Annotated in this window: 27 protein-coding genes; 14 read left to right on the top strand and 13 right to left on the bottom strand. The window is 72.4% G+C overall.

Annotated elements, in window-relative coordinates; all coding sequences use genetic code 11:
- Nucleotides 1-13 precede the first annotated feature (13 nt).
- Entirely contained in the window at nt 14-646 is a 633-nt protein-coding gene (locus tag ACIQMJ_RS05065) for an SDR family oxidoreductase (protein ID WP_499759682.1), read from the top strand.
- 72 nt (nt 647-718) lie between these two features.
- Here the strand turns inward: ACIQMJ_RS05065 and ACIQMJ_RS05060 are convergent, their stop codons facing one another.
- Complete coding sequence (locus ACIQMJ_RS05060) at nt 719-1,996, bottom strand: D-arabinono-1,4-lactone oxidase (protein ID WP_499759681.1); 1,278 nt, start codon at nt 1,994-1,996, stop codon at nt 719-721.
- Nucleotides 1,997-2,069: 73 nt separating this feature from the next.
- Here ACIQMJ_RS05060 and ACIQMJ_RS05055 point away from each other — a divergent pair, with 73 nt between their 5' ends.
- Complete coding sequence (locus ACIQMJ_RS05055) at nt 2,070-3,257, top strand: amino acid deaminase/aldolase (RefSeq protein ID WP_499759680.1); 1,188 nt, start codon at nt 2,070-2,072, stop codon at nt 3,255-3,257.
- 9 nt (nt 3,258-3,266) lie between these two features.
- On the opposite strand, the gene ACIQMJ_RS05050 is transcribed toward ACIQMJ_RS05055, so the two are convergent.
- Entirely contained in the window at nt 3,267-3,881 is a 615-nt protein-coding gene (locus ACIQMJ_RS05050) for a TetR/AcrR family transcriptional regulator (RefSeq protein WP_499759679.1), read from the bottom strand.
- A 117-nt stretch (nt 3,882-3,998) separates the two neighbouring features.
- On the opposite strand from ACIQMJ_RS05050, the gene ACIQMJ_RS05045 reads away from it, so the two are divergent.
- The 3 genes from ACIQMJ_RS05045 to ACIQMJ_RS05035 are packed head-to-tail and all read left to right on the top strand — an operon-like array spanning nt 3,999 to nt 7,265.
- Complete coding sequence (locus tag ACIQMJ_RS05045) at nt 3,999-5,243, top strand: glycoside hydrolase family 1 protein (protein WP_499759678.1); 1,245 nt, start codon at nt 3,999-4,001, stop codon at nt 5,241-5,243.
- A 47-nt stretch (nt 5,244-5,290) separates the two neighbouring features.
- Nucleotides 5,291-6,463 (top strand): MFS transporter, encoded by a 1,173-nt coding sequence (locus ACIQMJ_RS05040; RefSeq protein ID WP_499760250.1) that lies wholly within the window; start codon nt 5,291-5,293, stop codon nt 6,461-6,463.
- A gap of 10 nt (nt 6,464-6,473) precedes the next feature.
- Nucleotides 6,474-7,265, top strand: a complete 792-nt coding sequence (locus ACIQMJ_RS05035) for an SDR family NAD(P)-dependent oxidoreductase (protein WP_499759677.1) — start codon at nt 6,474-6,476, stop codon at nt 7,263-7,265.
- Nucleotides 7,266-7,524: 259 nt separating this feature from the next.
- On the opposite strand, the gene ACIQMJ_RS05030 is transcribed toward ACIQMJ_RS05035, so the two are convergent.
- The gene (locus ACIQMJ_RS05030) at nt 7,525-7,887 is read right to left on the bottom strand and encodes a hypothetical protein (RefSeq protein WP_141979813.1); all 363 of its coding nucleotides are present in this window, start codon (nt 7,885-7,887) and stop codon (nt 7,525-7,527) included.
- Nucleotides 7,888-7,900: 13 nt separating this feature from the next.
- Nucleotides 7,901-8,227 (bottom strand): hypothetical protein, encoded by a 327-nt coding sequence (locus tag ACIQMJ_RS05025; protein WP_499759676.1) that lies wholly within the window; start codon nt 8,225-8,227, stop codon nt 7,901-7,903.
- Between the two features lie 270 nt (nt 8,228-8,497).
- Here ACIQMJ_RS05025 and ACIQMJ_RS05020 point away from each other — a divergent pair, with 270 nt between their 5' ends.
- From ACIQMJ_RS05020 to ACIQMJ_RS05010, 3 genes are all read left to right on the top strand, one after another.
- Nucleotides 8,498-9,820: an NsdA family TPR-like regulatory protein gene (locus tag ACIQMJ_RS05020; RefSeq protein WP_499760249.1), complete on the top strand. Its 1,323-nt coding sequence runs from the start codon at nt 8,498-8,500 to the stop codon at nt 9,818-9,820.
- Nucleotides 9,821-9,839: 19 nt separating this feature from the next.
- Nucleotides 9,840-10,730: an aminoglycoside phosphotransferase family protein gene (locus ACIQMJ_RS05015; protein ID WP_499760248.1), complete on the top strand. Its 891-nt coding sequence runs from the start codon at nt 9,840-9,842 to the stop codon at nt 10,728-10,730.
- Nucleotides 10,731-10,823: 93 nt separating this feature from the next.
- Nucleotides 10,824-11,117 (top strand): hypothetical protein, encoded by a 294-nt coding sequence (locus tag ACIQMJ_RS05010; RefSeq protein WP_499759675.1) that lies wholly within the window; start codon nt 10,824-10,826, stop codon nt 11,115-11,117.
- A 46-nt stretch (nt 11,118-11,163) separates the two neighbouring features.
- Here the strand turns inward: ACIQMJ_RS05010 and ACIQMJ_RS05005 are convergent, their stop codons facing one another.
- From ACIQMJ_RS05005 to ACIQMJ_RS04985, 5 genes are all read right to left on the bottom strand, one after another.
- On the bottom strand, nt 11,164-11,958 hold the full coding sequence (locus ACIQMJ_RS05005) for an NAD(P)H-binding protein (protein ID WP_499759674.1): 795 nt from the start codon (nt 11,956-11,958) through the stop codon (nt 11,164-11,166).
- A gap of 64 nt (nt 11,959-12,022) precedes the next feature.
- Nucleotides 12,023-13,045, bottom strand: a complete 1,023-nt coding sequence (locus ACIQMJ_RS05000; RefSeq protein WP_499759673.1) for a CopD family protein — start codon at nt 13,043-13,045, stop codon at nt 12,023-12,025.
- Complete coding sequence (locus ACIQMJ_RS04995; protein WP_499759672.1) at nt 13,042-13,593, bottom strand: copper resistance CopC family protein; 552 nt, start codon at nt 13,591-13,593, stop codon at nt 13,042-13,044. The genes ACIQMJ_RS05000 and ACIQMJ_RS04995 overlap by 4 nt, the downstream gene beginning before the upstream one ends.
- Complete coding sequence (locus tag ACIQMJ_RS04990) at nt 13,590-14,342, bottom strand: YcnI family copper-binding membrane protein (protein ID WP_499759671.1); 753 nt, start codon at nt 14,340-14,342, stop codon at nt 13,590-13,592. The genes ACIQMJ_RS04995 and ACIQMJ_RS04990 overlap by 4 nt, the downstream gene beginning before the upstream one ends.
- A 49-nt stretch (nt 14,343-14,391) precedes the next feature.
- Complete coding sequence (locus ACIQMJ_RS04985; protein WP_499759670.1) at nt 14,392-14,916, bottom strand: hypothetical protein; 525 nt, start codon at nt 14,914-14,916, stop codon at nt 14,392-14,394.
- A gap of 125 nt (nt 14,917-15,041) precedes the next feature.
- Between ACIQMJ_RS04985 and ACIQMJ_RS04980 the strand changes: the two genes are divergently transcribed.
- Entirely contained in the window at nt 15,042-16,691 is a 1,650-nt protein-coding gene (locus tag ACIQMJ_RS04980; RefSeq protein WP_499760247.1) for a BCCT family transporter, read from the top strand.
- Here ACIQMJ_RS04980 and ACIQMJ_RS04975 read toward each other — a convergent pair.
- Nucleotides 16,672-17,103 carry a DUF6474 family protein gene (locus ACIQMJ_RS04975; RefSeq protein WP_499759669.1) on the bottom strand — a complete coding sequence of 144 codons (432 nt, stop codon included), beginning with the start codon at nt 17,101-17,103 and terminating at the stop codon, nt 16,672-16,674. The two genes, ACIQMJ_RS04980 and ACIQMJ_RS04975, sit on opposite strands and share 20 nt — an antisense overlap.
- A 107-nt stretch (nt 17,104-17,210) precedes the next feature.
- Here ACIQMJ_RS04975 and ACIQMJ_RS04970 point away from each other — a divergent pair, with 107 nt between their 5' ends.
- Nucleotides 17,211-18,845, top strand: a complete 1,635-nt coding sequence (locus tag ACIQMJ_RS04970) for a TM0106 family RecB-like putative nuclease (RefSeq protein ID WP_499759668.1) — start codon at nt 17,211-17,213, stop codon at nt 18,843-18,845.
- A gap of 75 nt (nt 18,846-18,920) precedes the next feature.
- On the opposite strand, the gene ACIQMJ_RS04965 is transcribed toward ACIQMJ_RS04970, so the two are convergent.
- Nucleotides 18,921-19,673, bottom strand: a complete 753-nt coding sequence (locus tag ACIQMJ_RS04965) for an SDR family NAD(P)-dependent oxidoreductase (protein WP_499759667.1) — start codon at nt 19,671-19,673, stop codon at nt 18,921-18,923.
- 282 nt (nt 19,674-19,955) lie between these two features.
- Here ACIQMJ_RS04965 and ACIQMJ_RS04960 point away from each other — a divergent pair, with 282 nt between their 5' ends.
- Nucleotides 19,956-21,254: a UDP-glucose dehydrogenase family protein gene (locus tag ACIQMJ_RS04960; RefSeq protein WP_499759666.1), complete on the top strand. Its 1,299-nt coding sequence runs from the start codon at nt 19,956-19,958 to the stop codon at nt 21,252-21,254.
- 85 nt (nt 21,255-21,339) lie between these two features.
- Complete coding sequence (locus ACIQMJ_RS04955) at nt 21,340-23,136, top strand: gamma-glutamyltransferase family protein (protein WP_499759665.1); 1,797 nt, start codon at nt 21,340-21,342, stop codon at nt 23,134-23,136.
- 127 nt (nt 23,137-23,263) lie between these two features.
- On the opposite strand, the gene ACIQMJ_RS04950 is transcribed toward ACIQMJ_RS04955, so the two are convergent.
- Nucleotides 23,264-23,533: a hypothetical protein gene (locus ACIQMJ_RS04950; protein ID WP_499759664.1), complete on the bottom strand. Its 270-nt coding sequence runs from the start codon at nt 23,531-23,533 to the stop codon at nt 23,264-23,266.
- Nucleotides 23,534-23,593: 60 nt separating this feature from the next.
- Nucleotides 23,594-23,872, bottom strand: coding sequence for a hypothetical protein (locus tag ACIQMJ_RS04945; RefSeq protein WP_499759663.1), 279 nt, complete (start codon nt 23,870-23,872; stop codon nt 23,594-23,596).
- Between the two features lie 138 nt (nt 23,873-24,010).
- On the opposite strand from ACIQMJ_RS04945, the gene ACIQMJ_RS04940 reads away from it, so the two are divergent.
- Both ACIQMJ_RS04940 and ACIQMJ_RS04935 read left to right on the top strand, forming a co-directional pair.
- Nucleotides 24,011-24,802, top strand: coding sequence for a helix-turn-helix domain-containing protein (locus tag ACIQMJ_RS04940; RefSeq protein ID WP_499759662.1), 792 nt, complete (start codon nt 24,011-24,013; stop codon nt 24,800-24,802).
- A gap of 10 nt (nt 24,803-24,812) precedes the next feature.
- A complete protein-coding gene (locus ACIQMJ_RS04935) occupies nt 24,813-24,989 on the top strand; it encodes a DUF397 domain-containing protein (RefSeq protein ID WP_387484683.1) in 177 nt (58 codons plus the stop codon).
- Nucleotides 24,990-25,009 lie beyond the last annotated feature (20 nt).

The raw sequence follows: 25,009 nt of genomic DNA, 5'->3' as shown, positions 1-25,009 counted from the left end.
CTACGGTCGGACCATGCGGGTAGTGATCGCGGGCGGGCACGGCAAGATCGCGTTGCGGGTGGAGCGGCTGCTGGCCGCGCGGGGCGACAGCGCCACGGCGCTGGTGCGCAACCCCGACCACCACGCGGACGTGCTGGACGCGGGCGGTGTCCCGGTCCACTGCGACCTGGAGGCGACCGACGTCGCTTCGGTCGCGGAACTGATGACCGGCGCGGGCGCGGCGCTCTTCGCCGCGGGTGCCGGGCCGGGCAGCGGGGTGGCGCGCAAGGACACCGTGGACCGGGCGGCGGCGGCGCTGTTCGCCGAAGCCGCGCAACGGGCGGGCGTGCGCCGGTTCATCCAGATCAGCACCACCGGCATCGGCCGGACGACCGGTGACGAGGTGTTCGACGCCTACCTGGCGGCCAAGGGCGCCGCCGAGGACGACCTGCGGGAACGGGACCTGGACTGGACGATCCTGCGGCCCGGCCGGCTGACCGACGACGAGCCGACCGGCTTGGTCGAGCTGTCGGAGAAGCCGCTACGGGGTTCCGTACCCCGCGGGGACGTGGCGGCGGTCGTGGTGGCCCTGCTGGACCGTCCCGGAACGGTCCGCCGGACCTACGAGCTCATCAGCGGCGACACCCCGGTCGCCGACGCGTTCTGATCGGCCCGCGCGACCGTGAGGGCGTCGGTCACCCCGTCGTCCTGCCCGGGGTGGGCCGCCGCCCGGTGTTGGTCAGCCCAGCACGCGGTCGAGGTAGGCGTTGGTGAACTTGCCGGTCGGGTCCACCTCGGCGCGGACCCGGCGGAAGTCGTCGAAGCGCGGGTAGCGGTCGCGCAGGGTCTCCGCCGTGAGGGTGTGCATCTTGCCCCAGTGGGGCCGGCCGCCGACCGCGCCCGCGATCCGCTCGAACGCGTCGAAGTAACGCCGGTACGGCATCCCGAGGTACTGGTGCACGGCGATGTAAGCCGTGTCACGTCCGTGCGCCGTGGACAGCCAGATGTCGTCGCCCTGGGCCACCCGCACCTCGACCGGCACGATCACGCCGTGGTCCAGGCCCGCGACGGCCGCGCGCAGCTCGCGCAGCACGTCGTGCAGCGCGGCCCGCGGGATCGCGTACTCGGTCTCCACGAACCGCACCCGCCGGGGCGTGACGAAGACGCGGTGCGAGACGTCCCGGTAGTCGCGCTCGGAGATGAGCGACCCGCACACCCGGTTGAGCGTCCTGGTGGTCGCGGGCACGGCCTTCGCCAGCTTGCAGACCAGACCGAACGCGCCGTTCTCCATCACCTCGTACTCGTAGAACCGGCGCACGGCCGACAGCGGCGCGGCCGGGGAGTCGACCCGGTTGTTCCGCTTCACGATCACCCGGTCGGAGTGCGGGAACCAGTGGAACTCCACGTGGTCCTCGACCGCGGTGAGGTGGTCGAACTCCTCCAGCACCGCGTCGAGCCGGCCGGGGAACTCGCGGGCGTGCAGCACGAACGACGGCACGCACCGCAGCGTGACCGTGCTGATCACGCCCAGCGCGCCGAGCCCGACCCCGGCCGCGTGGAACAGCTCGGGCCGCTCCTCGGCCGAGCACCGGACCAGCGACCCGTCCGCGAGCACGAGCTCCAGCGCGACCACCTGGGTGGCCAGGCCGCCGAGCTTCGCGCCGGTGCCGTGCGTGCCGGTGGAGATGGCGCCCGCCACGGTCTGCGCGTCGATGTCGCCGAGGTTGGCCATGGCCAGCCCGAGCACGTCCAGCAGGGCGTTGAGCTGCCGCAACGTGGTGCCGGAGCGGACCGTCACGAGCGTGCCGGACACCTCCACGACCCCGGTCCAGGCGTCGAGGTCGATGGCCACGCCGGGCGCGACCGCGATGTCGGTGAACGAGTGCCCGCTGCCGCGCGGGCGGACACTGGAGGCGCCTGCGACCGCCGCGGCGAGCTCGTCGACGCTCGCCGGGCGTTCCACCCGGTGCGGGTTCGCGGACGCCGTGCGTGCCCAGTTCGTCCACGGGGTCCCCATGCCCACCTCCGGATGTGACGCGTTCCACGCACCGTAGGTGAAAGCTATTCACCTTTCAAGTACGGTGAGGCCCATGCAGCACCGCACGCGCCTGGACGCCGCGACGGAGGAGCACGACCCGCCGTTCGCGATCGTCGACCTGGACGCCTTCGACAGCAACGCGGCCGACCTCGTGCGGCGCGCGGGCGGGCGTCCGATCCGGGTGGCGAGCAAGTCCGTCCGGGTCCGGGCGCTGCTGGAACGGGTGCTCGCGCGGCCCGGCTTCGCGGGCGTCATGTGCTACTCGCTGGCCGAGGCGCTGTGGCTGTCGTCGGTCGACCTGTCCGACGACCTGCTGGTCGCGTACCCGACCGTGGACCTGGCGGCGCTGACCGAGCTGGCCAAGGACGACAAGGCGCGCGAGCGGATCACCATCGTGGTCGACTCGACCGCCCACCTCGACCTGGTCCAGTCCGCGCTCGGCGCCGCGCACCCGGAGATCCGGGTGTGCCTGGAGCTCGACGTGTCCTGGCGGCCGGTGCCCGGCCTGCACATCGGCCCGCGCCGGTCACCCGTGCACACGGCGCGCGACGCCCGCGCCCTGGCCGAGGAGATCGCGCGCCGGCCGGGGTTCCGGCTGGTCGGCGTGATGGCGTACGAGGGCCAGATCGCGGGCCTCGGCGACCGGCCGCCGGGCAAGCCGCTGCGCGGGGCGGCGCTGCGCTGGATGCAGCGCCACTCCGCCGCCGAGCTGGTCGAGCGCCGCGCGGCCGCGGTCTCGGCCGTGCGCGGGGTCGCCGACCTGGAGTTCGTCAACGGCGGCGGCACGGGCAGCCTGGAGGTCACCGCGGCCGACCCGTCGGTCACCGAGCTGGCCGCGGGCTCCGGGCTCATCGGCCCGACCCTGTTCGACGGCTACCGCGGCTTCCGGCCCCGGCCCGCCGTGCTGTTCGCGCTGCCCGTCGTGCGCCGGCCGACGCGGCGGGTGGCCACGCTGTTCTCCGGCGGCTACATCGCCTCCGGCACCGCGACCCCCGACCGCCAGCCCAGCCCGTACCTGCCGGTCGGGCTGAAGCTGCTGCCGCTGGAGGGCGCGGGTGAGGTGCAGACCCCGGTGGTGGGCCGGGCCGCCGACTCGCTGCGCCTGGGCGACCGCGTGTGGCTGCGGCACGCCAAGGCGGGCGAGCTGGCCGAGCGGTTCACCCACTACCACGTCGTGCGGGGCGACGTGGTGGAGCGGACCGTGCCCACCTACCGGGGCGAAGGTCACTCGTTCGGCTGAAAAGGACCGCTAGTTCGGGAGCCTGGTCGACAGGTAGCCCCGCACCAGCGCCTTGGCCTCGTCCAGGATGCGCTGGTCACCGGCCGGATCGCGGCGGAACGCCAGGTTCAGCACGCCGTCCGCCGCCTCGACCGCGATCGAGATCGGGAGCTGGATCTCGGCGAGCGGGATGTCGAACTTCGCCGAGATCATCTCCGCGATGCGGTCGGAGATGACCGTGTTGTTGTCGCGCCGGTCGTCGAGCAGCCGCATGTCGACCACGTCGCCGAAGTGCAGCTTGGAGAACGCGGGCACCTCGCGGTGCATCGAGACGTACACGTCGAAGATCGAGTCGACGGCGTCCCACCAGTGCTCGAGGGTGGTCGAGGTGAACCGGCCGTCCACCGTCTGGATGAACTTCTCCAGGTTGCGCAGGGTCAGCGCCTGCACGACCGCCCGCTTGTCGGGGAAGAACTGGTAGAGCGAGCCGACCGCGACGCCCGCGCGTTCGGCGATCAGTGTCGTGGTGACTCCGTCGTAGCCGACCTCCTCGATGAGCTGGGCGCAGGCTTCGAGCATCCGCTCGACGCGCTTGGCGCTGCGCTGCTGCACCGGCTGGCGGCGCAGTGGGGTCGTACTGGTCACGGCGACTCCTGCTGAATGGGTGGCGGGTCTCCATAGTGCCCGGTCCTGGACCTTTCCACTTCACTTCACGGCGCAACACGCCTACGATCCGAATCACTTTCATGTTTGGAGGCCCGCGTGACCGCGTCCGATGAGCTCCCGGGCACCGACGACTTCCTCTGGGGCGTCTCGACCTCCGCGTTCCAGATCGAGGGCTCGTTCACCGCCGCCGGCAGGCGACCGTCCTCGTGGGACGCGTTCCCGGCGTTCGAGGGGCACGACGCGTCGGTGGCCTGCGACCACTACCACCGCTACCGCGAGGACGTCGGCCTGATGCGGTCGCTGGGCGTGAACGCCTACCGGTTCTCCGTGTCGTGGCCGCGGGTGCTCGCGGGCGATTTGGTGTTCTACGACCGGCTGGTGGACGAGCTGCTGGAATCGGGCATCGCGCCCGTCGTCACGCTGTACCACTGGGACACGCCGCTGGCCGTGGAGGATGCGGGCGGCTGGCTGGAGCGCGACACCGCCTTCCGGTTCGCCGACTACGCCGAGCGGGTCGCGGCGCGCCTGGCCGACCGGGTCGCGCTGTGGATCCCGATCAACGAGCCCGCGATGGTGACGCTGCTCGGGTACGCCACCGGGCAGCACGCGCCGGGCAAGGCGCTGCTGTTCGACGCGCTGCCCACCGCCCACCACCTCAACCTGGCGCACGGGCTCGCCGTCCAGGCGCTGCGTTCCGCCGGAGCGCGCGCTGTGGGCACGGCCAACAACCACACGCCCGTGTGGCCCGCCGAACCGTCCGACCTCCCGGCCGCGCAGGCGTACTCCGAGCTGCACAACTGGCTCTACGCCGACGCGCAGCTGGCCGGCCGCTACCCCGACGCGCCGGCCGACCGCTTGCCGATCGTGGACGGCGACCTGGCGATCACCTCCGCGCCGCTCGACTTCTACGGCGTCAACTACTACAACCCGACCCGCGTGCGGCTGCCGTCCGAGGGCAACCCGCTGCCGTTCGAGCTGGTGGACATCGAGGAGTACCCGAAGACCGGCTTCGGCTGGCCGGTCGTGCCGTCCGGGCTGTCGGAGATGATCTCCCTGTTGCGAGATCGATTTGTCGACTTGCCTCCGGTGTACGTGACCGAGAGCGGGTGCAGCTACCCGCACTCCCTGGACGACACCGAGCGGATCGAGTACCTGGACGGGCACATCGAGGAAGCCCTCAAGGCCGACGTGCGCGGGTACTTCGTGTGGTCCCTGATGGACAACTTCGAGTGGGACTCGGGGTACTCGCAGCGGTTCGGCCTGGTCCACGTCGACTACGAGACGCAGCAGCGCACCCCGCGCGCCTCCTACGAGTGGTACCGCGATCGGATCAGGAGGTGACCGCCGAGGCGTTGGCGGAACCGGCCGTCCCCGTCCGCCGGTCGTGGATGACGTGGCTGTTCCTGGCCAACCTCGGCCTGTGGCTGGCGATCTACGCGCCCATCCAGGTGCTGCTGCCGCACCAGGCCGAACTGCTCGACGCCACCGCCAAGGAAGCGGTGTTCGGGCTGGTCACCGGCGTGGGAGCGCTCGTGGCGCTGGTCGCGAACCCGCTCGTCGGGCTCTCGTCGGACCGGACCACGTCCCGCTTCGGGCGGCGGCACCCGTGGACGCTGGCGGGCGCGTCGATCGGCGCGGTCGGCCTGGCCGTGCTGTCCTCGGCGTCCTCCGTCGGGGTGATGGTGCTCGGCTGGTGCCTGGTGCAGGCCGGGCTGAACGGGATGCTCGCCAGCCTCACCTCCGCCGTGCCCGACCGGGTGCCCGTGCGGCAGCGGGCCAAGGTCGGCGGCCTGGTCGGCGTGTCCCAGATGCTCGGCACCGTGCTCGGCGCGGTCGTGGTCACGGTGCTGGTCAGCGGCCTGGCCCAGGGGTACCTGGCGTGCGCGGCGCTGGTCGTGGCGGGCGCGCTGGCGTTCGTGCTGATCACCCCGGACGCCCGGCTGCCGCGCGCCGCCCGCCCGCCGCTGCGGTGGCGCGAGCTGTGGGTCTCGCCGAGGCGGCACCCGGACTTCGCCTGGGCCTGGTCCGCCCACTTCATGATCAACCTGGGCAACGCGTTCGGCACGCTCTACCTGCTGTACTTCCTCGACGACGTGGTCCGGCACCCCTCGCCCGAGGACGGCCTGCTGGTGCTGATGCTGCTCTACGGCGTGGCGCTGGCGATCGGCGCGTTCGTCGTCGGCGCCCGCTCCGACCGGACCGGCCGGCGCAAGCCCTACGTGCTCCTGGCGGCCGGCGTGATGGCGGCGGCGGCGCTGCTGCTCGTCGCCTGGCCCACGTGGACGGCCGCGCTGATCGCCGCGCCGCTGCTCGGCGTCGGCTTCGGCGGCTACTGGGCGGTGGCGCTGGCCCTGCTCACCCAGGTGCTGCCCGCCGCGTCCGACCGGGCCAAGGACCTCGGCGTGGTCAACATCGCCAACTCGCTGCCCCAGGTGCTCGCACCGCTGCTGACGACGTTCGTGCTGGCGTCACTCGGCGGGTACCGGGGGTTGTTCGCCGTCTCGGCTGCCGCCACGCTGTGCGCGGCGGCGCTCGTGATCAGGGTCCGTTCGGTGGCATAGGGAGAGTTCGTTGCGGTTGGCGGGTAAGACGGTCGTGGTGACCGGCGCGTCCCAGGGCATCGGCGCGGCGACCGCCCTGACGCTCGCGGGGCGCGGTTCGGTTGTCGTGCTGGTGGCGCGCAGCGGTGAAGCGCTCGACGAGCACGTCGAACGGATCGAGGCGACCGGCGGGCGTGCGCTCGCCGTGCCGGCCGACCTCGCGGACGTCGACCAGATCCACGCGCTCGCCGAACGGGTGATCGCCGAGGTCGGCGTGCCGGACGTCCTGGTCAACAACGCGGGCGTGGGCCGCTGGCTGTTCCTGGACGACACGCCGACGCCCGAGCTGGCCGGCATGATCGCCCTGCCGTTCACCGCGGCGCTGCACCTGACCAGGGAGTTCCTGCCCGGCATGCGGGCGCGCGGCACGGGTCGGGTGGTCAACGTCAACTCGCCGGTGTCCCGCCTGCCCATCCCCGGCGCGACCGGGTACGCGGCGGCCCGCTACGCGCTGCGCGGGATGACCGCGGCCCTGCGGCTGGACCTGCGCGGCACCGGCATCGGGGTGAGCGAGGTCGTGCCGGGCAAGGTGAGCAGCCGGTACTTCGTCAACAACCCCGGCGCGGAGGCGCGGATCCCGGCGCTGGCCAGGGTGATCCCGACCGTGACGCCGCAGGACGTGGCCGAGCGGATCGCCGAGGCGGTGGAGCGGGAGCGCGACGAGGTCGTGTTCCCGTGGCAGCTGCGGGCGTTCGACCTGGCGGGCCGGCTGTTCCCCGGGCTGACCGGCTACCTGACCTGGCGCACCGGCACGCACCGCTGATCTCGTGAAACGGCCCCGATGCCCGCGCGGGAGGTGCGGACATCGGGGCCGGGTTGGTGCCCGCGGACCGGTGTCGGTCGGGGAGGGAAGGTGTGCACAACACCGGCCCGCGGATGTCTGTGGAGTTGTCGTGCGGTGGAGCTGTAGCTGGCCGGCGGTCCGTTCGTCGCGGTCGGGGGTTCGCACGTCCCGGACCGCCGGCCAGTAGGCGGGTGCTCGACCTGGTCGCGTCGGGGGAACGACAGGTCGGGGCCGCCCGTCAGTGGGCTCGCATCACCATTCCCCGGCGCGACCGGGTGACGGGAGGCGTCACCGGCGCCGATCGGAGGTGCCGAGCCGGGCGCGGGGCCAAACCGCCCGCGACCAGGTGTTCGTACGCGGCGCGCCACACCGAGCAGGGGCTCTTCTGCTGCCGCCACCGCCCGGAGCACTCGGGGCAGTTGCCCTTCTCGTCCGGTTCGTGCGCGGCGAGCAGCGCCCGCCACCCCTCGGTCAGCCGAGGGAGCTCGGAACGGGCCACCGACAGCAGGGACGGGGCGTCGGCCTCGTTGGCCAACTCCGTGAGCAGGTCCAACCGCTCCCACACCGCGTTGCGAAGAACTTGTCCGAGGATCTCGTCCACCGAAACGTCACCGTCACCTTTCCGCCTGCTCGGCGGCCTCACGTAGCGCGGCCCTGAGTTGTACGAGTTGGTCGGCCGAGAGGACCGCCGTCTCACCGGGGGGACCGACCAGGACCACGCGGCCCCGGTCGACCATCACGGTGAGGCAGCGCTCCCGGTCGACCACGTCGCTGCAGCGGATGCGCCACCAGCGACGGTGCCCGGTCGTGCCGCGCCATCCGGAGTCGACGTCGGTCGGCTCCTGGACAGACAGGGGTGCCGGAGAGGGGGCCGGGGCGACGACAGGCGCGGCCGACCCACCAGGGGTGGTCACCGCCCGCTCGATCAGGTCCACGACCATGTTCCTCTCCGTACTCGCTCGCTTACCGGAACTCAGATTGCGATGATTCAACCCGGATCGGGACGTCATAGCGCTGGCCGGTGGCCGTTCCACGGTAAGCGGTCAGTGGAGTTCGGCAGGGCCGATCAGCCTCGCCGATCGGTACTTCTCGCAGTCGGGGGAGTGCCCCTACTCTGCCGTTGACGCCCAAAGGACTGTGAGGGGGCGCAATTGAACACCATCGGTTCGCCGAGCTCTCCTGTTACACCAGACGTCTGGGACCAGCAGGAGATGCGTGACGCCCTGGCCAGACGAGAGATCAGCGCGGTCTACCGGCTGCTCCGGCGGCACGGTGTGTCGCAGCGCCAGATCGCGGCGTTGACGGGCCAGTCGCAGTCCGAAGTCTCGGAGATCCTCAAGGGACGCCAGGTCATGGCCTACGACGTCCTCGCGCGGATCGCCCAGGGCTTGGGTGTCCCAAGGGGGTACATGGGCCTCGCTTACGACGAGGCCACGGCAGTGAGGGTGGCCGCCACGGCGGACTCACCCCATTCTGAGGAGGACGAGTCGGTGAAGCGAAGGAAGTTCCTCGCGCACGCCGCCGCCATCACCGTCGGCGCGGCCGTGTTCGGTACGGACTCCGGGTCTTGGGCTTCATCGCCCGCGCAGACTCCGGCCCCTGGCCGCATCGGCATGACCGACGTCCGACAGGTCGAAGCGGCCACCAGGGCGTTGCGCACGCTCGACTACCAGTACGGCGGCGGCTCGTGCCGCGACGCCGTCGTCGCCCAGCTCTCGTGGGGCCAGCAGATGCTCGGCGCGAACGCGACCGACCTGGTCAAGGAACGCCTCTACGTCGCGCTCGCCGACCTGCACAACCTGGCCGGCTGGACCTCGTTCGACACCGGCTTGTACGACTCGGCCCGCAACCACTTCGGCCAGGCGCTGGGCCTGGCGAAGCAGGGCCGCAAGGAAGAGCTCGTGGCCAACATCCTGTACCGGATGGGCCGCGTCTACCTGCACCAGAACGCGCCGGACGACGCGCTGAAGGTGTTCCAGCTCGGCCAGCTCGCCGCCCAGAACTCCGGTTCGGAGCTCGCGGTCGGCATCCTGTGCGCCAACGAGGCGTGGGCCTACGCGAAGATGGGCTCCGACGACCAGGCGCTCAAGCTCCTCGGCCGCGCCCGCGACGAGTTCGCCCGCGCCAACGTCGCCGAGTCGCCCGCGTGGGCGAAGTTCTTCGACGCCAACGACCTGTCCGCGATGATCGGGACGGTGCACACGGAGCTGGCGCAGACGGTGGACGCGAAGTACACGCGCACCGCGGTGCCCGCGCTGACCAAGGCCATCAGCGGCTACGGCGACGACATGGCCCGCAGCCGGTCGTTCAACCTCACGTCGCTGTCGATCAACCACCTGCTCGACGGCGACATCGACCACGGCGCGCGGCTCGGCCGGCAGGCGATCGAGCTGTCCGAGGGCCTGAAGTCGGTCCGCACGAAGGACCGGATGAAGCCGCTGCAGCACGAGGCGGAGAAGCGCCGCAACAACCCCGATGCCCGTGAGCTGGCCGAACGCCTGGCGAAGTTCACCGGCAACGACAGCGCGGCCTGAGCTGCGGGGAGTCGGGGCCCTGGACGGCAGGTTCACCTCCGCCGCGTTGACGTCCGTGCTGGCACGGCTGTGCGCCGAACTGGGGTTGGCGCACCGCGGCGCGAGGCTCGTGAAGTTCACCAGCAACGCCGTGTTCGACCTGCCCGCCGACCGGGTGGTGGTCCGGATCGTCGGCTCCACGACGCTGCGCCACCGGGCGCGCAAGGTGGTCGAGGTCGCGCGGTGGCTGGCGTCGCACGGCGTGCCGGCCGTGCGGCTGGTCGAGGACGTGCCGCAGCCGTTGGTGGTGGGGGAGCACCTGGCCACCCTGTGGCACGCGGTGCCGTCCGGCGGCCGGGCCGTCGACGGTCGCGACCTGGGGCGGCTGCTGCGCCAGGTGCACGCGCTGCCCGCGCCGGAGTTCGAGCTGCCGCGCTGGACGCCGCTGGACGACGTGCGCCGCCGCATCGCCGACGCCGAGGAGCTGTCCGCGCCGGACCGCCGGTTCCTGGAGGACCGGTGCGCCGAGGCCGACCTCCGGCTGGCCGAGCTGCGGACCGTGCTGCCGCAGGGCGTGGTGCACGGGGACGCGCACCTGGGCAACCTGATCCCCAGCCCGGACGGGCCGGTGATCTGTGATTTCGACTCCACCAGCGTCGGGCCGCGCGAGTGGGACCTGAGCACCCTGCCGGTGGGCGTGGCCCGCTTCGGCCATCCCGCCGAGTGGTACCGGCAGCTGGCCGACGAGTACGGCTTCGACGTCCTCGACTGGGCGGGCTTCCCGGTGTTGCGCGAGGTCAGGGAGTTGAAGCTGACCACGAGCGTGCTGCCGATCATGCGCAGCCACCCCGGGGTGCGGGACGAGCTGCACAGCCGGCTCAAGGCGTTGCGCGTGGGCGACACGACGACGCCCTGGACGCCCTACCGCTGAAACCGGGGTCGTGGGGGAACGAACCGGTAACACTCGCCGCGCGTCTGACGACTGAGGCATCGAGAGTGCGGGTCCGGGGTCGGCGAGGTGTGCGTGGTCGGGAATCTGGCGGTTGTGCGGCGTCGGCGGGCCAGGCGTGCCCTGCGCGCCGCCCGGATGTTGGACGAGGTCGTGGACACGCAGCTGCCGTTCCTGGCGCGGTTCGACCAGCAGCGCCGCGAGCGCTCGGCGGACTACCTGGCCGAACTGGTGAAGCTGGCCCAGGACTACCGCTACTTCGCGAACGGCTGGATCGACGCCAAGGAGCTCGAACGGCGTGGTCAGGACGCCATGGCGGCGCTGAACAAGCTCCGCGCGGACACTTCCGCCCGACGGGTCACCGATTAGGGCGTTCGGCGCAGCTCGCCGCACCGAACGGACCACTCACCGACGCTCAGTCGCGCCATGCGCCCCCTTCCCACGCCTGCACGGCGTAGTCGTGGAAGCTCCGGGGCTCACGTCCGGTGACCCGGGCGACCACGTCGGTCGGTTCGACGTCGCCCACCGCGGCCCACGTCCGGATCTGCTCGTCCGCGAGGTCGGCGGGCATGACGGCCCGGTAGTCGTCCGGCGTGCCGCGGAACGCGACCTGCCGGCCGGTGACCCGCGCGAGCACGTCCAGCGCCTGCGGGAACGACAGCGCCTCGGGCCCGGTGACCTCGTAGGTCTCGCCCTCGTGCCCGTCCTCGGTCAGCGCGGTCGCGGCCACCGCCGCGATGTCGCCCGCGTCGACGAACGCCTGCCGCTTGTCCCCGAAGGGCAGCACCAGCTCGCCCGCGAGCACCGACGGCCGGAAGAACCCCTCGTCGAAGTTCTGGTCGAACCAGTCCGGCCGCAGCACGGTCCACCCGACGCCCGACCCGCGCACCAGCCGTTCGGCGGCGAGCAGCCGTTCGTCCCCCATCTCCACCACGCCGCGGGTGGACAGCAGCACGAGCCGCCGCACGCCCCGCGCCACGGCCTCGTGCACGAAGTCCGGGTCGACCGGCTGCTCGTCCGGCGCCATCAGGTACACCCGTTCGACACCGTCGAGCGCACCCGCCCACGTGCCGCGGTCGGACCAGTCGAAGCGCACGTCGCCGCGGCGTGACGCCCGGCGCACGTCGTGGCCCGCCGCGGTGAGACGCGCGGCCACCCGCTTGCCCGTGGTGCCGGTGGCCCCCAGTACCAGGATCGGTGAATCAGCCATGCGCGCACTCCACCACAGGGGTCCGACAACCGGCGCGTCGCGCCTGATCACGCGAGCGAGCGGGTCAGGCGACCGGTGCGCGCGAGAGCACGACCGCCAGGCCGAACGCGATGCCCATGATGGCCAGTTCCACCGCGGCCCAGCCGACGACCGCCGTCGTCTTGTGCTGCGCGATGTGCGGCAGGAACCGCCACCGGATGTTCGCGCCCAGCAACGCCAGCAGGGCCGCGCACACGAGCTTCCCGACCAGCACCAGTCCGTACGAGGTGGTGAGAAGAGACCCCGGCAGGCCGATGACCGGGTTCAGCGCGAGTTCCAGCAACCCGTTGAACAACCCGGTGACCGACACCAGGATCAACGCGATCGTCGCCAGCTTGGAGAACTTGGGCAGCGCCTCGGCCAACAACCCGCGGCGGTGCGCGACCAGCACCACCAGGGCCGCCAGGCCACCGGTCCACGCCGCCGCGCCGAGCACGTGCAGCTCCATCGAGATCATGGAGTAGTCGTGGTACTTCCAGTTCGACGCGTGACCGGTGACCGGCAGCGGCAGCAGGCCGAACATGGCGATCAGGATGCGCAGTTCCGCCGGCACCGATTCGCCCCGGCGCACGGCCATCACGCCGATCCACAGGTACACCAGCGCGCACACCGCGCTGAACAGCAATCCCTGGCCCGCGCCGACGCGCTGCACGTAGTCCACGACCATCGGCATGGTCAGCTCCGCGTCCGGTCGCGTCTCGTACGCCCGGATCACGATCGACAGCAACGCGGTGAAGGCCCACACCGCCGCCGCGACCACGGCGGCCGGCCGGGCCACGCGCAGGACCGGTTCGGTGAGGGCGGGCCGGCTGAACCCGAGCAGCTTCGGCAGCAGCGAGAGGCCGACGACGACGGTCGCGGCCAGGTCCAGCAGCGTCCGCACCAGCGGGTGCGCGAACCGGACCACCACGCCCGGCTCGGCCACGCCCACCGCTTCCGGTGTGGTGGACAGGCCCAGGCCCAGGAAGACGCCGACGGCTCCGCCTGCCAGCAGGCCGCCGACGACCCAGTACCTGTTCGCGGTCGTGGTGGTCCGGTTCACGCTCATCGCCTGCTGCTCTCCCCGCCGCCGCCGCGCAGCGCGAGGAACGCGCCACCGGCCAGCAGCACGGCCGCGCCGACGATCCACACCCAGATGGGCACGCCGCCACCGCCGGACGACGCGGATTTCGGGTCCTCGGCGTTCGCCGCGGCGGGCGCGGGCGTGCCGCTGCCCGCCTTGGTCAGGGTGAACTTGAGCGAGCCCGTCACCGGGTGCCCGTCCGCGGAGAGCACCCGGTAGCCCACCGAGTACTCGGCGGCCGGGCCGAGCGGGCGGACCCCGAAGGCGACGCTGTTGTTCTTGACCGTCGGCTCGCCGTCCGCTTCCCAGCGCGTGCCCTCGGGTCCGGTGACCGTGATCGTGTTGAACTTCTCCCCGGCCTGCACGGGCTGGTCGAAGGTCAGCGTGATGGTCGCCGGCCCGGCCTCCAGCTGCGCCCCGTCCTTGGGGTCGCTGCTGATCAGCACGTTGTGCGCGGACGCCGGTGCGGCCGTGCCGAGCGCGACCGCGCCCGCGACCAGGCCGGTCAGCAGCAGCGAGACGACGCGCCTCATGCCGTCGGCTTGCCCGCGCGACGGGACCGCAGCACGGCTCCCGCACCCAACCCGAGCCCGAGCGCGCCCACGGCCAGCCCGGCGCCGCCCAGCCAGCGGGCGGTGTCGTCGGTCGCGGTGGCGGCCGTGTCGTGGCCGTCGTCGGCGACCGCCGTCGCGGTGGCCGTGCCGTGGTCGTCGCCGGTCTTGGCGACGAGCTTCAGCACGGGCGCGGGGCGTTCCGGCTCGTCCGCGCCCTCGGCGGGCGGGGCCGCGTTCCAGTCCACGACCTCGCCGCTGTCGTAGGTCTGCTTGGCGGGCAGGACCAGCTGGTCCGTGGTGTCCGGCAGCGGCCCGATGGACAGGTCGAACTCGTTGAACTGGCCGGGCTCGATGCGGGTGCCCGGGTCGGCGGTCCACGTGACCGTGCGCACGGCCTCGGTGACCTCGCGGCCGTGGCTCTTGACCGGCGTGGCCAGCTTCTCCTTGACCGCCTCGACCTTCCAGCCGGGCGTCGGCTTGGTGCTCACCGAGGCCAGCGGGTACTCGGCGGGCAGGTTCACCTCGACCTTGACCGTGCCCGCGTCGGGGCGCTCGTTGGGCACGCGGAACGTGACCTTGGTGTAGCCGCCCTGGACGGCGTCCTTCGGGGTGGACGCGGTGACGTGGGCGGACGCCGAGCCGGCGGTGGTCAGCGCGAGGAACGCGGCGGTGGCGAGCACGGCGCCGCCCTTGGCGAGCGTGCGCACGCCAAATCGATTTGTCGACATGTAGTGATGGCTCCTGGGCCTGAGTGCGTGGGTACGGGGACTCGGGTGATCAGGAGCGAGGAGGGCCGCGACGGCCGTGCACCCGCCGCAGCAGCACGTCGACCAGCGCGTTCCCGGACGACGACGGGGTGGGCGACCACAACGCCCCGGCCGGTGTGGCCGGGACGGGGGGCAGGGGCAGCAGCCGGGCGACGGCGTCGGCCAGCGCGTGCAGCACCGCGTCGGCACGGGCCAGCAGCAAGCCGGTGAGCAGCGCGGCGACCACGTGCGCGGCGGTCATGGCGGTCGGGCTGAACCCGAGGCCCGGTCCGTCGGCGGCGTGGTGGCCGAGGGTGAGCAGCGCGTGCTGCCCGAGCTGCGCGACACCCAGCGTGGCCAGGACCGACCACGGCCGGCGTCCGCGCTCGGCGAGCGCCGTGCCCGCGAACGCCACGAGCAGCGTCAGGGGCAGCGCGGGCGCGAACTCGGTGACCGAGCCGCCCGCCGCGCCGTGCGCGGTGGCGCTGAGCGCGGCGGACGTGACGGCCAGCAGCACGGCCCGCGCGAGGCGGGGCGGAGCGGGCCGGCTGGTCACACCCCAAAGAGTAGGAGGTCACGGGGTTCGGGCGTGAGTCCCCACCCGCACCCGCGGGTTTTCCCTAGTCCGAACGGGGGTACGGATTACCCGTGACGACCGAGAGCAAACCTGTCGACGAGCCTTTGCCCGGTGATCCGAAGGCGGATCGGCCGGGTCGCACGGACCGTGTGGTCTTCGGTGTCGCCGCCGTCGTCACGCTCGCGTTCGTGGCCTGGGGCATCTTCGGCACCGCGTCCCTCGCCACGGCGTCGAAAGCCGCCCTGACCTGGATCATCACCAACCTCGGCTGGGCGTTCGTGCTCACCGCGTCCGGCTTCGTGCTGTTCGCCCTGTGGCTCGCGGTGAGCCGCTACGGACGCATCCCGCTGGGCCGCGACGACGAGCCGCCGGAGTTCCGCACGATCTCGTGGGTCGCGATGATGTTCAGCGCGGGCATGGGCATCGGGTTGATGTTCTACGGGGTCAACGAGCCGCTGTCGCACTTCGTGCAGCCGCCGCCCGGCACCGTCGAGGGCGGCACGGACCAGGCCGTGCAGACCGCGATGGCCACCACCCTGTTCCACTGGACGCTGCACCCGTGGGCGATCTACGCCGTCGTCGGCCTCGCCATCGCCTACGGCAGCTTCCGCCGCAGGCGCAGCCAGCTGATCAGCGCCGCGTTCGCACCGCTGCTCGGCCGCCGCCGGGCGGAGGGGCCCGCGGGCCGGGCCATCGACGTGCTGGCGATCTTCGCGACCCTGTTCGGGTCGGCCACCTCGCTGGGCCTGGGCGCGTTGCAGATCGGCAGCGGCCTGCGGGTCGCGGGCTGGCTGGGCGAGGTCGGCAACGGGGTCGTGGTCGGCGTCATCGCCGTGCTGACCGTGGCGTTCGTCGCGTCGGCGGTGTCCGGCGTGGCCAAGGGCATCCAGTGGCTGTCGAACACCAACATGGTGCTGGCCCTGGTGCTGGCCGTCTTCGTGTTCGTGGTCGGGCCGACGGTGTTCGTGCTGAACCTCGTGCCCACCGCGATCGGCGACTACTTCCGCGAGCTGGCCGACATGGCGGGCCGCACCGCCGCGTCCGGCGGCGACGCGACCGAGGCGTGGCTGTCCGGCTGGACGATCTTCTACTGGGCGTGGTGGATCTCGTGGACGCCGTTCGTCGGCATGTTCATCGCCCGCATCAGCCGCGGTCGCACGATCCGCCAGTTCGTGGCGGGCGTCATCGGCGTGCCCAGCCTGGTGAGCCTGGCGTGGTTCTGCGTGTTCGGCGGCACGGCGATCTTCACCCAGCGGTCCGGCACCGACCTCGCGGGCACGGCCTCGCCGGAGGGGCAGCTGTTCGGCCTGCTCGACCGGTTCCCGCTGGCCACCGTCGCCGGGGTGGTCGTGATGGTGCTCGTGGCGATCTTCTTCGTGTCCGGCGCGGACGCCGCGTCCGTCGTGATGGGCACGCTGTCGCAGCGCGGCTCGATCCGGCCGTCGAAGGGCGTGGTCGTGTTCTGGGGCGTGCTCACCGGCCTGGTCGCGGCGGTGATGCTGCTGGTCGGCGGGTCGAGCGGGCTGACCGGCCTGCAGAACCTGACGATCATCGCCGCGCTGCCGTTCGTGGTCGTCATGGTCGGGCTGTGCGCGTCGCTGGCCCGCGACCTGCGCAGCGACACGCTGATCCGGCGGGAGGAACGGGTCGCCGAGGTGCTGGAGGAGGTCACGGCCCAGTTCGACCCGGCCGACCCCAACCCCGAGGAGACCGCCTACCGGGCGGTGGAGGAGCTCACACGCCGAGGCGTTTGAGCAGGTCGGCCTCCATCGCGTCCAGGTCGGTCGAGATCGCGCGGTGCGCCGCCTTGCGCCGCGACGCGGGCATCCGCTCCGACGCCCGCACCGCGGCCAGCAGCTGCGCCAGCCGCCTCTCGGTGTCCTGGACGTAGACCCGCTCGGAGTCGCCGAGCTGGGCGAGCGCGTCGGAGAACCCGGCGATCCGGGCGTGCAGCCGCGCGCCCTTGCCCGAGTACCTGGTCAGCTGGTCGACCGGCACGCCGAGCCGCGAGGCCCGGTAGTGGTCGTAGCGGTCGCTCAGGAGCGCGGCGGCCCGGGCCGCGACCGGAGCCATCACCGGGATCAGCGTGGGCGCCAGCACCTTGGCCACGCCCACGAGGTTCTTCGCCCGGCTCGGGGTGAACCCCTTGCCCTTCGCACGCGCCATGGCCGCACCTCCTCAACCGCAAACCCTAGAGCCGTTCCGCCAAAAGATCGACTCGACTCGACGAGGTTGCCGGTACAACCGCCCGCCCGGCGTCATACGCTGCACCGGTGACTTCCCAGGTGCAGCTCGACGCCGGTGTGGTCACTCGTTGCCGGCGGCGGGTGCACCTCGAACACGATCCGACCATGCGCGACGTGCCCACGCTGCCGCCGGACCCCACCGGCCAGCAGCGCAAGGCCGACGCGATCGAGCACCGGCACGCGGTCGCCGTCGCCCTGGGCCGGGTCGTCGGCTCCGACCTGATGGAGATACCGCAGGACGTGCCGTCGGCCGACCGCGAACGCGTCACGGCCGCCGCGATGGAGGCCGGCGTGCCCTACATCTGGGGCGCGGCGCTGCCCCGCGACCCCCTGGGCGGGCGGCGCGGCGGCATCGACCTGCTGGTGAAGGAGACCACCGGGTACGTGCCCGTGCTCGTGGTCCGGCACAAGGTCAGCGACCCCGGCCAGGGCGCGCGCACGTCACCGCTGACCCACCCGCTGCCCGGCGGCGCGCGGGTCGACCCGCTGCGCAAGGTCCGACCCCAGCCGCGCGACCAGCTCCGGCTGGCGCACGCCCAGCGCCAGCTCCAGGCGTCCGGGTTCGCCGCGCGGGGCCGGGCGACCGGCGGCGTGATCGGCATGGACGCCGACGTCGTCGTCTGGCACGACCTGGAAGCGCCGACGTGGCCGGGCGGCCGCAACGCCCTCGCCGAGTACGACGCCCGGTTCGCCGACCGGCTGGCCGTCGCGACCGCCGCCGCGACCGGCGCCGACCCGCTGGCCCGCCCGTCCCGGATCGTGGAGTGCCGCAGCTGCCCGTGGTGGCCGGTGTGCGAGGCCGACCTGAAGGCCGCGCGGGACGTGAGCCTCGTGGTCCGCGGCGAGGACGCCGTGGCGCTGCGCAAGGTCGGCGTGCAGACGGTCGACCAGCTCGCCGCCCTCGACCCGGCCGAGCAGGTCATCCCCCTGGTCGGGATGCTGCACTCGGACGCGGTGATCCTGGCCCGCGCCTGGCTGCGCGACCTCACCGTGGTGCGCCGCGTGTCCCGGATGGAGGTGCCGCGCGCCGACGTCGAGGTCGACGTCGACATGGAGAGCTTCGGCGACCTCGGCGCGTACATGTGGGGCTGCTTGCTGTCGGGCAAGGACGTCGGCGAGGAGCACGGCTACCGCGCGTTCGCCACCTGGGACCCGCTGCCGTGCGCCGACGAGGCCCGGTCGTTCGCCGAGTTCTGGGGCTGGCTGACCGGCGTGCGGCTGCGCGCCCGCGCGCGGGGGCTGTCGTTCAGGGCCTACTGCTACAACGAGCTGGCGGAGAACCGCTGGCTGCTCGGGTCGGCCGAGCGGTTCAAGGGGCAGCCCGGCATCCCGACCGTGGGGCAGGTGCGCGAGTTCATCACGTCGGACGCGTGGGTGGACCTGTTCGGCATCGTGCAGGACCAGTTCCTGTGCGCCCACGGCAAGGGCCTCAAGACCATCGCCCCGGTCGCCGGGTTCCGCTGGCGCGACCCCGAGGCGGGCGGCGAGAACTCCATGCGCTGGTACCGCGACGCCGTCGGCATGGACGGCAAACCGGCGGACCCCGCCCAACGCCGCCGGCTGCTGGAGTACAACGAGGACGACGTCCGCGCCACCCACACCCTGAGGCTGTGGATGACGTCGGACGCCATGGACGACCTCCCCTTCGCGGGAGATCTGTGACGGGGTCGCCCTACCGGACCACCACGCGGGGTCGCGTCAGGCGACCGAGCCCGCCGTCCGCGGAGCCGCGGCAGGTCAACGCGGAGCCATCCGCAGCGCGCCGTCCATGCGGATGACCTCGCCGTTCAGGTAGTCGTGCTCGACGATCGACACGGCCAGCCGCGCGTACTCCTCCGGCTGCGCCAACCGCTTCGGGAACGGCACGCCCGCCGCCAGACCGGCCCGGAACTCGTCCGACACGGTCGCGAGCATCGGCGTGTCCACGATGCCCGGCGCGATGGTCATCACCCGCACCCCGACCGACGACAGGTCGCGCGCCGCCGGCAGCGTCATCCCGACCACCGCGGCCTTCGAGGCCGCGTACGCCACCTGCCCGATCTGCCCGTCGAACGCCGCGATCGACGCCGTGTTGATCACCACGCCCCGCTGCCCGTGCTCCAGCGGCTCGGTCTTGCCCATCGCCGCCGCCGCCAGCCGCAGCACGTTGAACGTGCCGACCAGATTGACGTCGATGACCTTGCGGTACAGGTCCAGCGGGTGCGGACCGCTCTTGCCGACCGTCCGCGTCGACGGGCCGATGCCCGCGCAGTTCACCACGACCCGCAGCGGCGAGCCGGAACCGGCGGCCGTGTCGACGGCGGCCTGGACGTCCTCCTCCGAGGTCACGTCCGCCGCCAGGTACGTGACGCCCTCGACGTCGGGCGCGTTGTCGGTCGAGAGGTCGAGCGCGAACACCGACGCACCCCGTGCCGCCAGCGCACGCGCGGTCGCGAGGCCCAGACCGGACGCGCCGCCGGTGACGATCGCCGCGGTACCCGAGATCTCCATACATCCTCCTGTCCCTGGGGACAGGAGGTTAACGGTCGTTCAGCCCGCGGCGCTCGGAGAAGTGGAGCAATGCGACCAACGGCACGGCCGCCAGCACCGCGAGCCCCACGAAGAGCAGGGAGAAGAGGACGAGTTCCATACCCACGACCTTGCCCTTGTCCGGCTGGAACCGCGTCCGCCGCGAGGGGTGTTTCCCCGTACACCCAGGGGACTACCCACCTCACTCTCCGCATACGCCTCGTGTTTGACCCGCGGCCAACTTCGGGTGCCACCGTCAGCACCATGGTCGTCCGGCGGATCGCGGTCGTGGGAACGGGTTACGTGGGCCTGACGACGGGGGCGTGCCTGGCCTCCCTCGGACATCGGGTCGTGTGCGCCGACGTGGACGCGCTGAAGGTGGCGCGGCTGCGCGCCGGGCAGGTCGACATCCTCGAACCGGACCTCGCCGACCTGGTCGTGGCGGGCCGGTCCGCCGGGCGGCTCGCGTTCGTGGAGGGCGCGCGGCACGCCGTGGCCGACGCCGAGGTGGTGTTCCTGTGCCTGCCCACACCCATGGGCGCGGGCGGCGCGGCCGACCTCGGCGCGGTCGAGGCCGTGGCTCGGGAGATCCGCGACGTGCTCCCCCACGGGGCGATCGTCGTGTGCAAGTCGACCGTTCCCGTCGGCACGTCGACCAGGGTCGCCGCCCTGCTCGGCCGCGAGGACGTCGCCGTGGTCTCCAACCCCGAGTTCCTGCGCGAGGGCAGCGCGGTCCGCGACTTCCTGCACCCCGACCGGATCGTGGTCGGCTCCGACTCGCCGCAGGCCGCCGAACGCGTCGGCGCGCTGTTCACCCGCCTCGGCGCGCCCACCGTGCTCATGGACGCGGCCAGCGCCGAGATGGCCAAGTACGCGGCGAACTGCTTCCTGGCGATGAAGCTGTCCTACGTCAACGCGGTCGCCGAGCTGTGCGAGCTCGTCGGCGCGGACGTCACCTCCGTCACCGAGGGCATGGGCTACGACAAGCGCATCGGCCAGTCGTTCCTGAAGCCCGGACCCGGCTGGGGCGGATCGTGCCTGCCCAAGGACACGCACGCCATGGTCCGCATCGCCGACGCCGTCGGGGTGGACTTCTCGCTGGTCAAGGCCACCATCGACACGAACGCGCGGCAGCAGCGGCGGGTGGTGGGGAAGCTGCGCCAGGCCGTCGGACCGCTGGCCGGTGCGCGCATCGGCGTGCTCGGGCTCGCGTTCAAGGCGGGCACCAACGACCTGCGCGACTCGCCCGCGCTGGCGGTGGCGGAGCTGCTCGCGCTCGAAGGCGCGGAGCTGGTCGCGCACGACCCGGAGATCAGCCGGCCACTGGCCGGCATGACCGTGGTGGACTCGCCGTACGAGGCCGTGCGCGGCGCGGACGCGGTCGTGCTGCTGACCGAGTGGCCGCAGTTCCGCGCGCTGGACTGGGCGCTGGTGGCGTCGGTGATGGCCGGGTCGACGGTGCTGGACACGCGCAACCACCTGGACGCGGACGCGGTGGCGCGGGCCGGGCTCGTGCTGCACGGGCTGGGGCGGGAGCTGCGCGTCCCCGACCAGGCGAGGTGAGCGCGATTCGGGTTCAGAAGATCTTCAGGAAACGGTTTCGTTAGCCGGGGTAACAAAACGGTGCGCGCCGACGTACGTTGTCGAAATGTTCACCACCCGCCCTGAACTCGTCGGCACGCACGGCATGGTCGCGTCCACGCACTGGCTCGCCTCCACCGCGGGCATGGCCGTCCTGGAGGACGGAGGCAACGCCTTCGACGCCGCGGTCGCGGTCGGCTTCGTGCTGCAAGTGGTGGAACCGCACCTCAACGGGCCCGGCGGCGAGGTGCCCGTGGTGTTCGCCGCGGCCGGCGAGACGGCACCGCGCGTGCTGTGCGGCCAGGGCGTGGCACCTGCCGGCGCGACCACCGAGCACTACCGGGGCCTGGGTCTGGACCTCGTGCCCGGCAGCGGGCTGCTGGCCGCGACCGTGCCCGGCGCGTGGGACGGCTGGCTGACGCTGCTGCGCGACTACGGCACCAAGTCGCTGCGCGACGTGCTCGGCTACGCGATCGGCTACGCGCGCGACGGGTTCCCGCTGCTGGAGCGCGTGGCGTTCACGATCTCGACGGTCGCCGACCTGTTCCGGGAGCACTGGACGTCGTCCGCGGCGCTGTGGCTGCCGGGCGGCAACCCGCCGGAGGCCGGGACGCGGTTCCGCAACCCCAAGCTCGCCGACACGTGGGAGTGGCTGCTCGCCGCCGCCGAAGCCGCCGGGTCGGACCGGGAGGCGCAGATCGAGGCGGCGCGGCGGGCGTGGTCGCAGGGGTTCGTGGCGGCGCAGGTGGACGAGTTCTTCCGCATCGCGCACCGCGACGACTCGGGTGCGGACCACGCGGGCGTGCTGACCGGCGAGGACATGGCGTCGTGGGAGGCGTCGTACGAGGACGCCGTGTCGGTGGACTTCGGGCCGTGGAGCGTGGTGAAGCCCGGGGCGTGGACCCAGGGGCCCGTGCTGTTGCAGCAGTTGTTGCTGCTGGAGGGGTTCGGCGACCGGCTGGCGTACACCGACGGGGTGCCGACCGCTGAGACCGTGCACCTGGCGGTGGAGTGCGCGAAGCTGGCGTTCGCCGACCGTGAGGCGTGGTACGGGGACAGCGGCGACGTGCCCTTGGACGTGCTCCTCTCGAGGGACTACGCCCGGCAGCGCCGGCAGCTCGTCGGTGATCGAGCGTCACTCGACCTCCGCCCCGGATCACCCGGTTCGGCCGAAGCACGCCTTCCCGGGCACGTCCTGCGCGGTCCGAGCGTTGCGAGCCGGGAAGACAGCGGCGGCGCGCTCGGCGAACCCACCGTCTCCCGCGCCGGCACGGTCAAGGGCGACACGGTCCACGTGGACGTCGTCGACCGCTGGGGCAACGTCGTGTCGGCCACCCCGTCCGGCGGCTGGCTCCAGTCCTCGCCGACCATCCCGTCGCTCGGGTTCTGCCTCGGCAGCCGGGCCCAGATGTTCTGGCTGGACGAGGGCCTGCCCAACTCCCTGGCCCCCGGCAAGCGCCCCCGGATCACCCTGTCCCCGACCCTGGCCCTGCGCGACGGCCTGCCCGCGATGGCCTTCGGCACCCCCGGCGGCGACCAGCAGGACCAGTGGCAGCTCGGGTTCTGGCTCGCGCACACCGTCGGCGGGATGAACCTGCAAGCGGCCATCGACTCGCCGATGTGGCACACCAACGCGTTCCCGAGCTCGTTCTACCCGCGGTCGTGGACGCCCGGTGAGCTGGTGGTCGAGTCGCGCCTCGGCGAGGCGGCGCTGGCCGAGCTGCGCGACCGGGGCCACTCGGTGGTCGACGCCGGGCCGTGGACGCTGGGCCGGATGTCGGCCGTGGCCCGGGACTCGCGCGACGGCCTGCTGCGTGCCGCCGCCAACCCGCGCGGTGCGCAGGGCTACGCCGTGGGCCGCTGATCCCGTCCGGTGCGGTTGTTCGTCCCGATTCGCGTAGTTGGAGCGGCCCCCGACCCGAGGGGGGAGGGGGCGGGGGCCGCTCCGGTTCCGGGGAGGGACCGTGGCCTGCGGGCGGTGGCGCGGTGCGTCAGCGGCCGAGGTCGATCTTCAGGTCCAGCGGGGCGTCGCCGGTGCCGCCGCCGAGGACCAGCGGGCCGGTGACGGCCGGGCCGGTCGGGTTCGAGGTGTCGATGCGGACGACGTCGCCGATGTTCGCGACCTCGCCCAGCTCGCCGTCGATCTCCGGGCTGGTGTGCGCGCCGAGGTCGACGGCCTGCGCGGTGCCGCCCAAGCCGAGCATGACGGCCGTGCTGCCGACCGCGACCGCTGCTCCGGCGATGGTCTTCCTGAGGTTCATGGGCGGGAAAGTTTCGCAACGCGGGTGCCCGGTTCAAGCTCCCTAATCCGACGGAGTGGACTACTTCACCCGGTCGGTGGGCGAGCCCGGCCAGTGCAGCCCCACCGTGCAGACCCGCGTCGTCCCACGCCACACCGCCACCGAGTAGACGCCTCGCGAAGCGCCCGTCCGCGCCAGGAAGTCCTCCGCGCACGCCCGCGTGTACCGGTCCCGCCACGCCGCCCCGCGCTCGATGTACCAGCCGTGGTCGTCCGCCGTTTCGACGTGCTCGCGCACGAGGGAGCCGTTGTCCTGACGCCGGAAGTACTCGACCCGGTGCAGGTAGACCGTGTCCGTCATGGAGCCACGGTCGCCGTCGGAAGCCCTCGTTGGGATTCCCACCCGCTGTTTCCGTCGCCGTAACGTTGCGCGGTCGGATGATCACCGGCCGGACGGGAGAGGTGGGTGCGCATGACCCGGAACGAGCCGACCCATCGCATGCGCAGGTTGGGAGAGGTCCTGCGGGAGTTGCGCCAGCGGGCGGGCCTCTCCCAGCAGGAGGCTGCCGACCGGCTCAACTACGACCACCGCAAGATCAGTCGGATCGAGAAGGGCCAACGACCCGACTACCACGGCATGCGCGCCATGCTCGACACGTACGGCGTGCCGTTCTCCCAGTGGGAGCCGTACATGGAGATGTACGCGAGGGCGTTGGAGAAGGGCTGGTGGACCAAGTACGACCTGGAGGATCAGGGCTACATCAGCCTGGAGCACGACGCCGCCAAGGTCTCCGACTTCCAGATCGCCTACGTCCCGGGCCTCCTCCAAACTGCCGAATACCTGCGGGCGGGCTTCGCCAGGGCGAGGGTGCAGCGGTCGCGGAAGTGGATCGACAACCAGGTCGAGGTCCGCATGCTCAGGCAGAAGCGCTTGACCGCCCCTGAACCGCTCCACTTCCACGCCATCGTGCTGGAGAGCGCGCTTACCCACGCGTCCGAGGCGCAGTTGCGGCACATCGACAAGCGCGCCCGGCTCGACAACGTCACCGTCCAGGTGCTCACCCACGCCGCCGGGCCGAACGATGGTCAGATGGGGTCGTTCACCGTCCTGGACTTCCTGGCGAAGGCGGACCGGTCGGTGCTGTACATCGAGCACGCCGGTGGGTCGCTGCACGTGGAAGACCCGTCGAAGGTGAAGGTGGCTAAGCTGACCTTCACCCATCTCTCGAAGTTGGCGTTGACCCCCGCGGAGTCCGCCGAGTGGATCGGGAGGCTGGCCGCTGAACGATAGGGGTGTCACCGTGTGGCGCAAGAGCAGCCGTAGCAACACCGGCGGGAACGGCAACTGCGTCGAGGTCTCGCTGGTGGGCCGTTCGGCTCGGGTGCGTGACTCGAAGAACCCGGCCGGCCCGACCGTGGCGCTGCCCGACTGGCAGGCGTTCCTGGACGCGGCCAAGCGCGGGCGGTTCGGGGTCTGAGCGACTGCGTAGAGGTGTAG

This window comes from Actinosynnema sp. NPDC091369, from assembly GCF_044757065.1.
GTDB lineage: Bacteria > Actinomycetota > Actinomycetes > Mycobacteriales > Pseudonocardiaceae > Actinosynnema.
The sequence above is the reverse complement of the archived record's forward strand: the minus strand, read 5'-3'. Positions and strand labels throughout refer to the sequence as shown.

Excerpts from the sequence above, each read along its gene's own strand:
- ACIQMJ_RS05065 (WP_499759682.1), top strand. The coding sequence starts at position 14 with ATGCGGGTAGTGATCGCGGGCGGGCACGGCAAGATCGCGTTGCGGGTG.
- ACIQMJ_RS05060 (WP_499759681.1), bottom strand. The coding sequence starts at position 1,996 with ATGGGGACCCCGTGGACGAACTGGGCACGCACGGCGTCCGCGAACCCG.
- ACIQMJ_RS05055 (WP_499759680.1), top strand. The coding sequence starts at position 2,070 with ATGCAGCACCGCACGCGCCTGGACGCCGCGACGGAGGAGCACGACCCG.
- ACIQMJ_RS05040 (WP_499760250.1), top strand. The coding sequence starts at position 5,291 with ATGACGTGGCTGTTCCTGGCCAACCTCGGCCTGTGGCTGGCGATCTAC.
- ACIQMJ_RS05025 (WP_499759676.1), bottom strand. The coding sequence starts at position 8,227 with ATGGTCGTGGACCTGATCGAGCGGGCGGTGACCACCCCTGGTGGGTCG.
- ACIQMJ_RS05020 (WP_499760249.1), top strand. The coding sequence starts at position 8,498 with ATGCGTGACGCCCTGGCCAGACGAGAGATCAGCGCGGTCTACCGGCTG.
- ACIQMJ_RS05005 (WP_499759674.1), bottom strand. The coding sequence starts at position 11,958 with ATGGCTGATTCACCGATCCTGGTACTGGGGGCCACCGGCACCACGGGC.
- ACIQMJ_RS05000 (WP_499759673.1), bottom strand. The coding sequence starts at position 13,045 with ATGAGCGTGAACCGGACCACCACGACCGCGAACAGGTACTGGGTCGTC.
- ACIQMJ_RS04995 (WP_499759672.1), bottom strand. The coding sequence starts at position 13,593 with ATGAGGCGCGTCGTCTCGCTGCTGCTGACCGGCCTGGTCGCGGGCGCG.
- ACIQMJ_RS04990 (WP_499759671.1), bottom strand. The coding sequence starts at position 14,342 with ATGTCGACAAATCGATTTGGCGTGCGCACGCTCGCCAAGGGCGGCGCC.
- ACIQMJ_RS04975 (WP_499759669.1), bottom strand. The coding sequence starts at position 17,103 with ATGGCGCGTGCGAAGGGCAAGGGGTTCACCCCGAGCCGGGCGAAGAAC.
- ACIQMJ_RS04965 (WP_499759667.1), bottom strand. The coding sequence starts at position 19,673 with ATGGAGATCTCGGGTACCGCGGCGATCGTCACCGGCGGCGCGTCCGGT.
- ACIQMJ_RS04960 (WP_499759666.1), top strand. The coding sequence starts at position 19,956 with ATGGTCGTCCGGCGGATCGCGGTCGTGGGAACGGGTTACGTGGGCCTG.
- ACIQMJ_RS04955 (WP_499759665.1), top strand. The coding sequence starts at position 21,340 with ATGTTCACCACCCGCCCTGAACTCGTCGGCACGCACGGCATGGTCGCG.
- ACIQMJ_RS04950 (WP_499759664.1), bottom strand. The coding sequence starts at position 23,533 with ATGAACCTCAGGAAGACCATCGCCGGAGCAGCGGTCGCGGTCGGCAGC.
- ACIQMJ_RS04945 (WP_499759663.1), bottom strand. The coding sequence starts at position 23,872 with ATGACGGACACGGTCTACCTGCACCGGGTCGAGTACTTCCGGCGTCAG.
- ACIQMJ_RS04940 (WP_499759662.1), top strand. The coding sequence starts at position 24,011 with ATGCGCAGGTTGGGAGAGGTCCTGCGGGAGTTGCGCCAGCGGGCGGGC.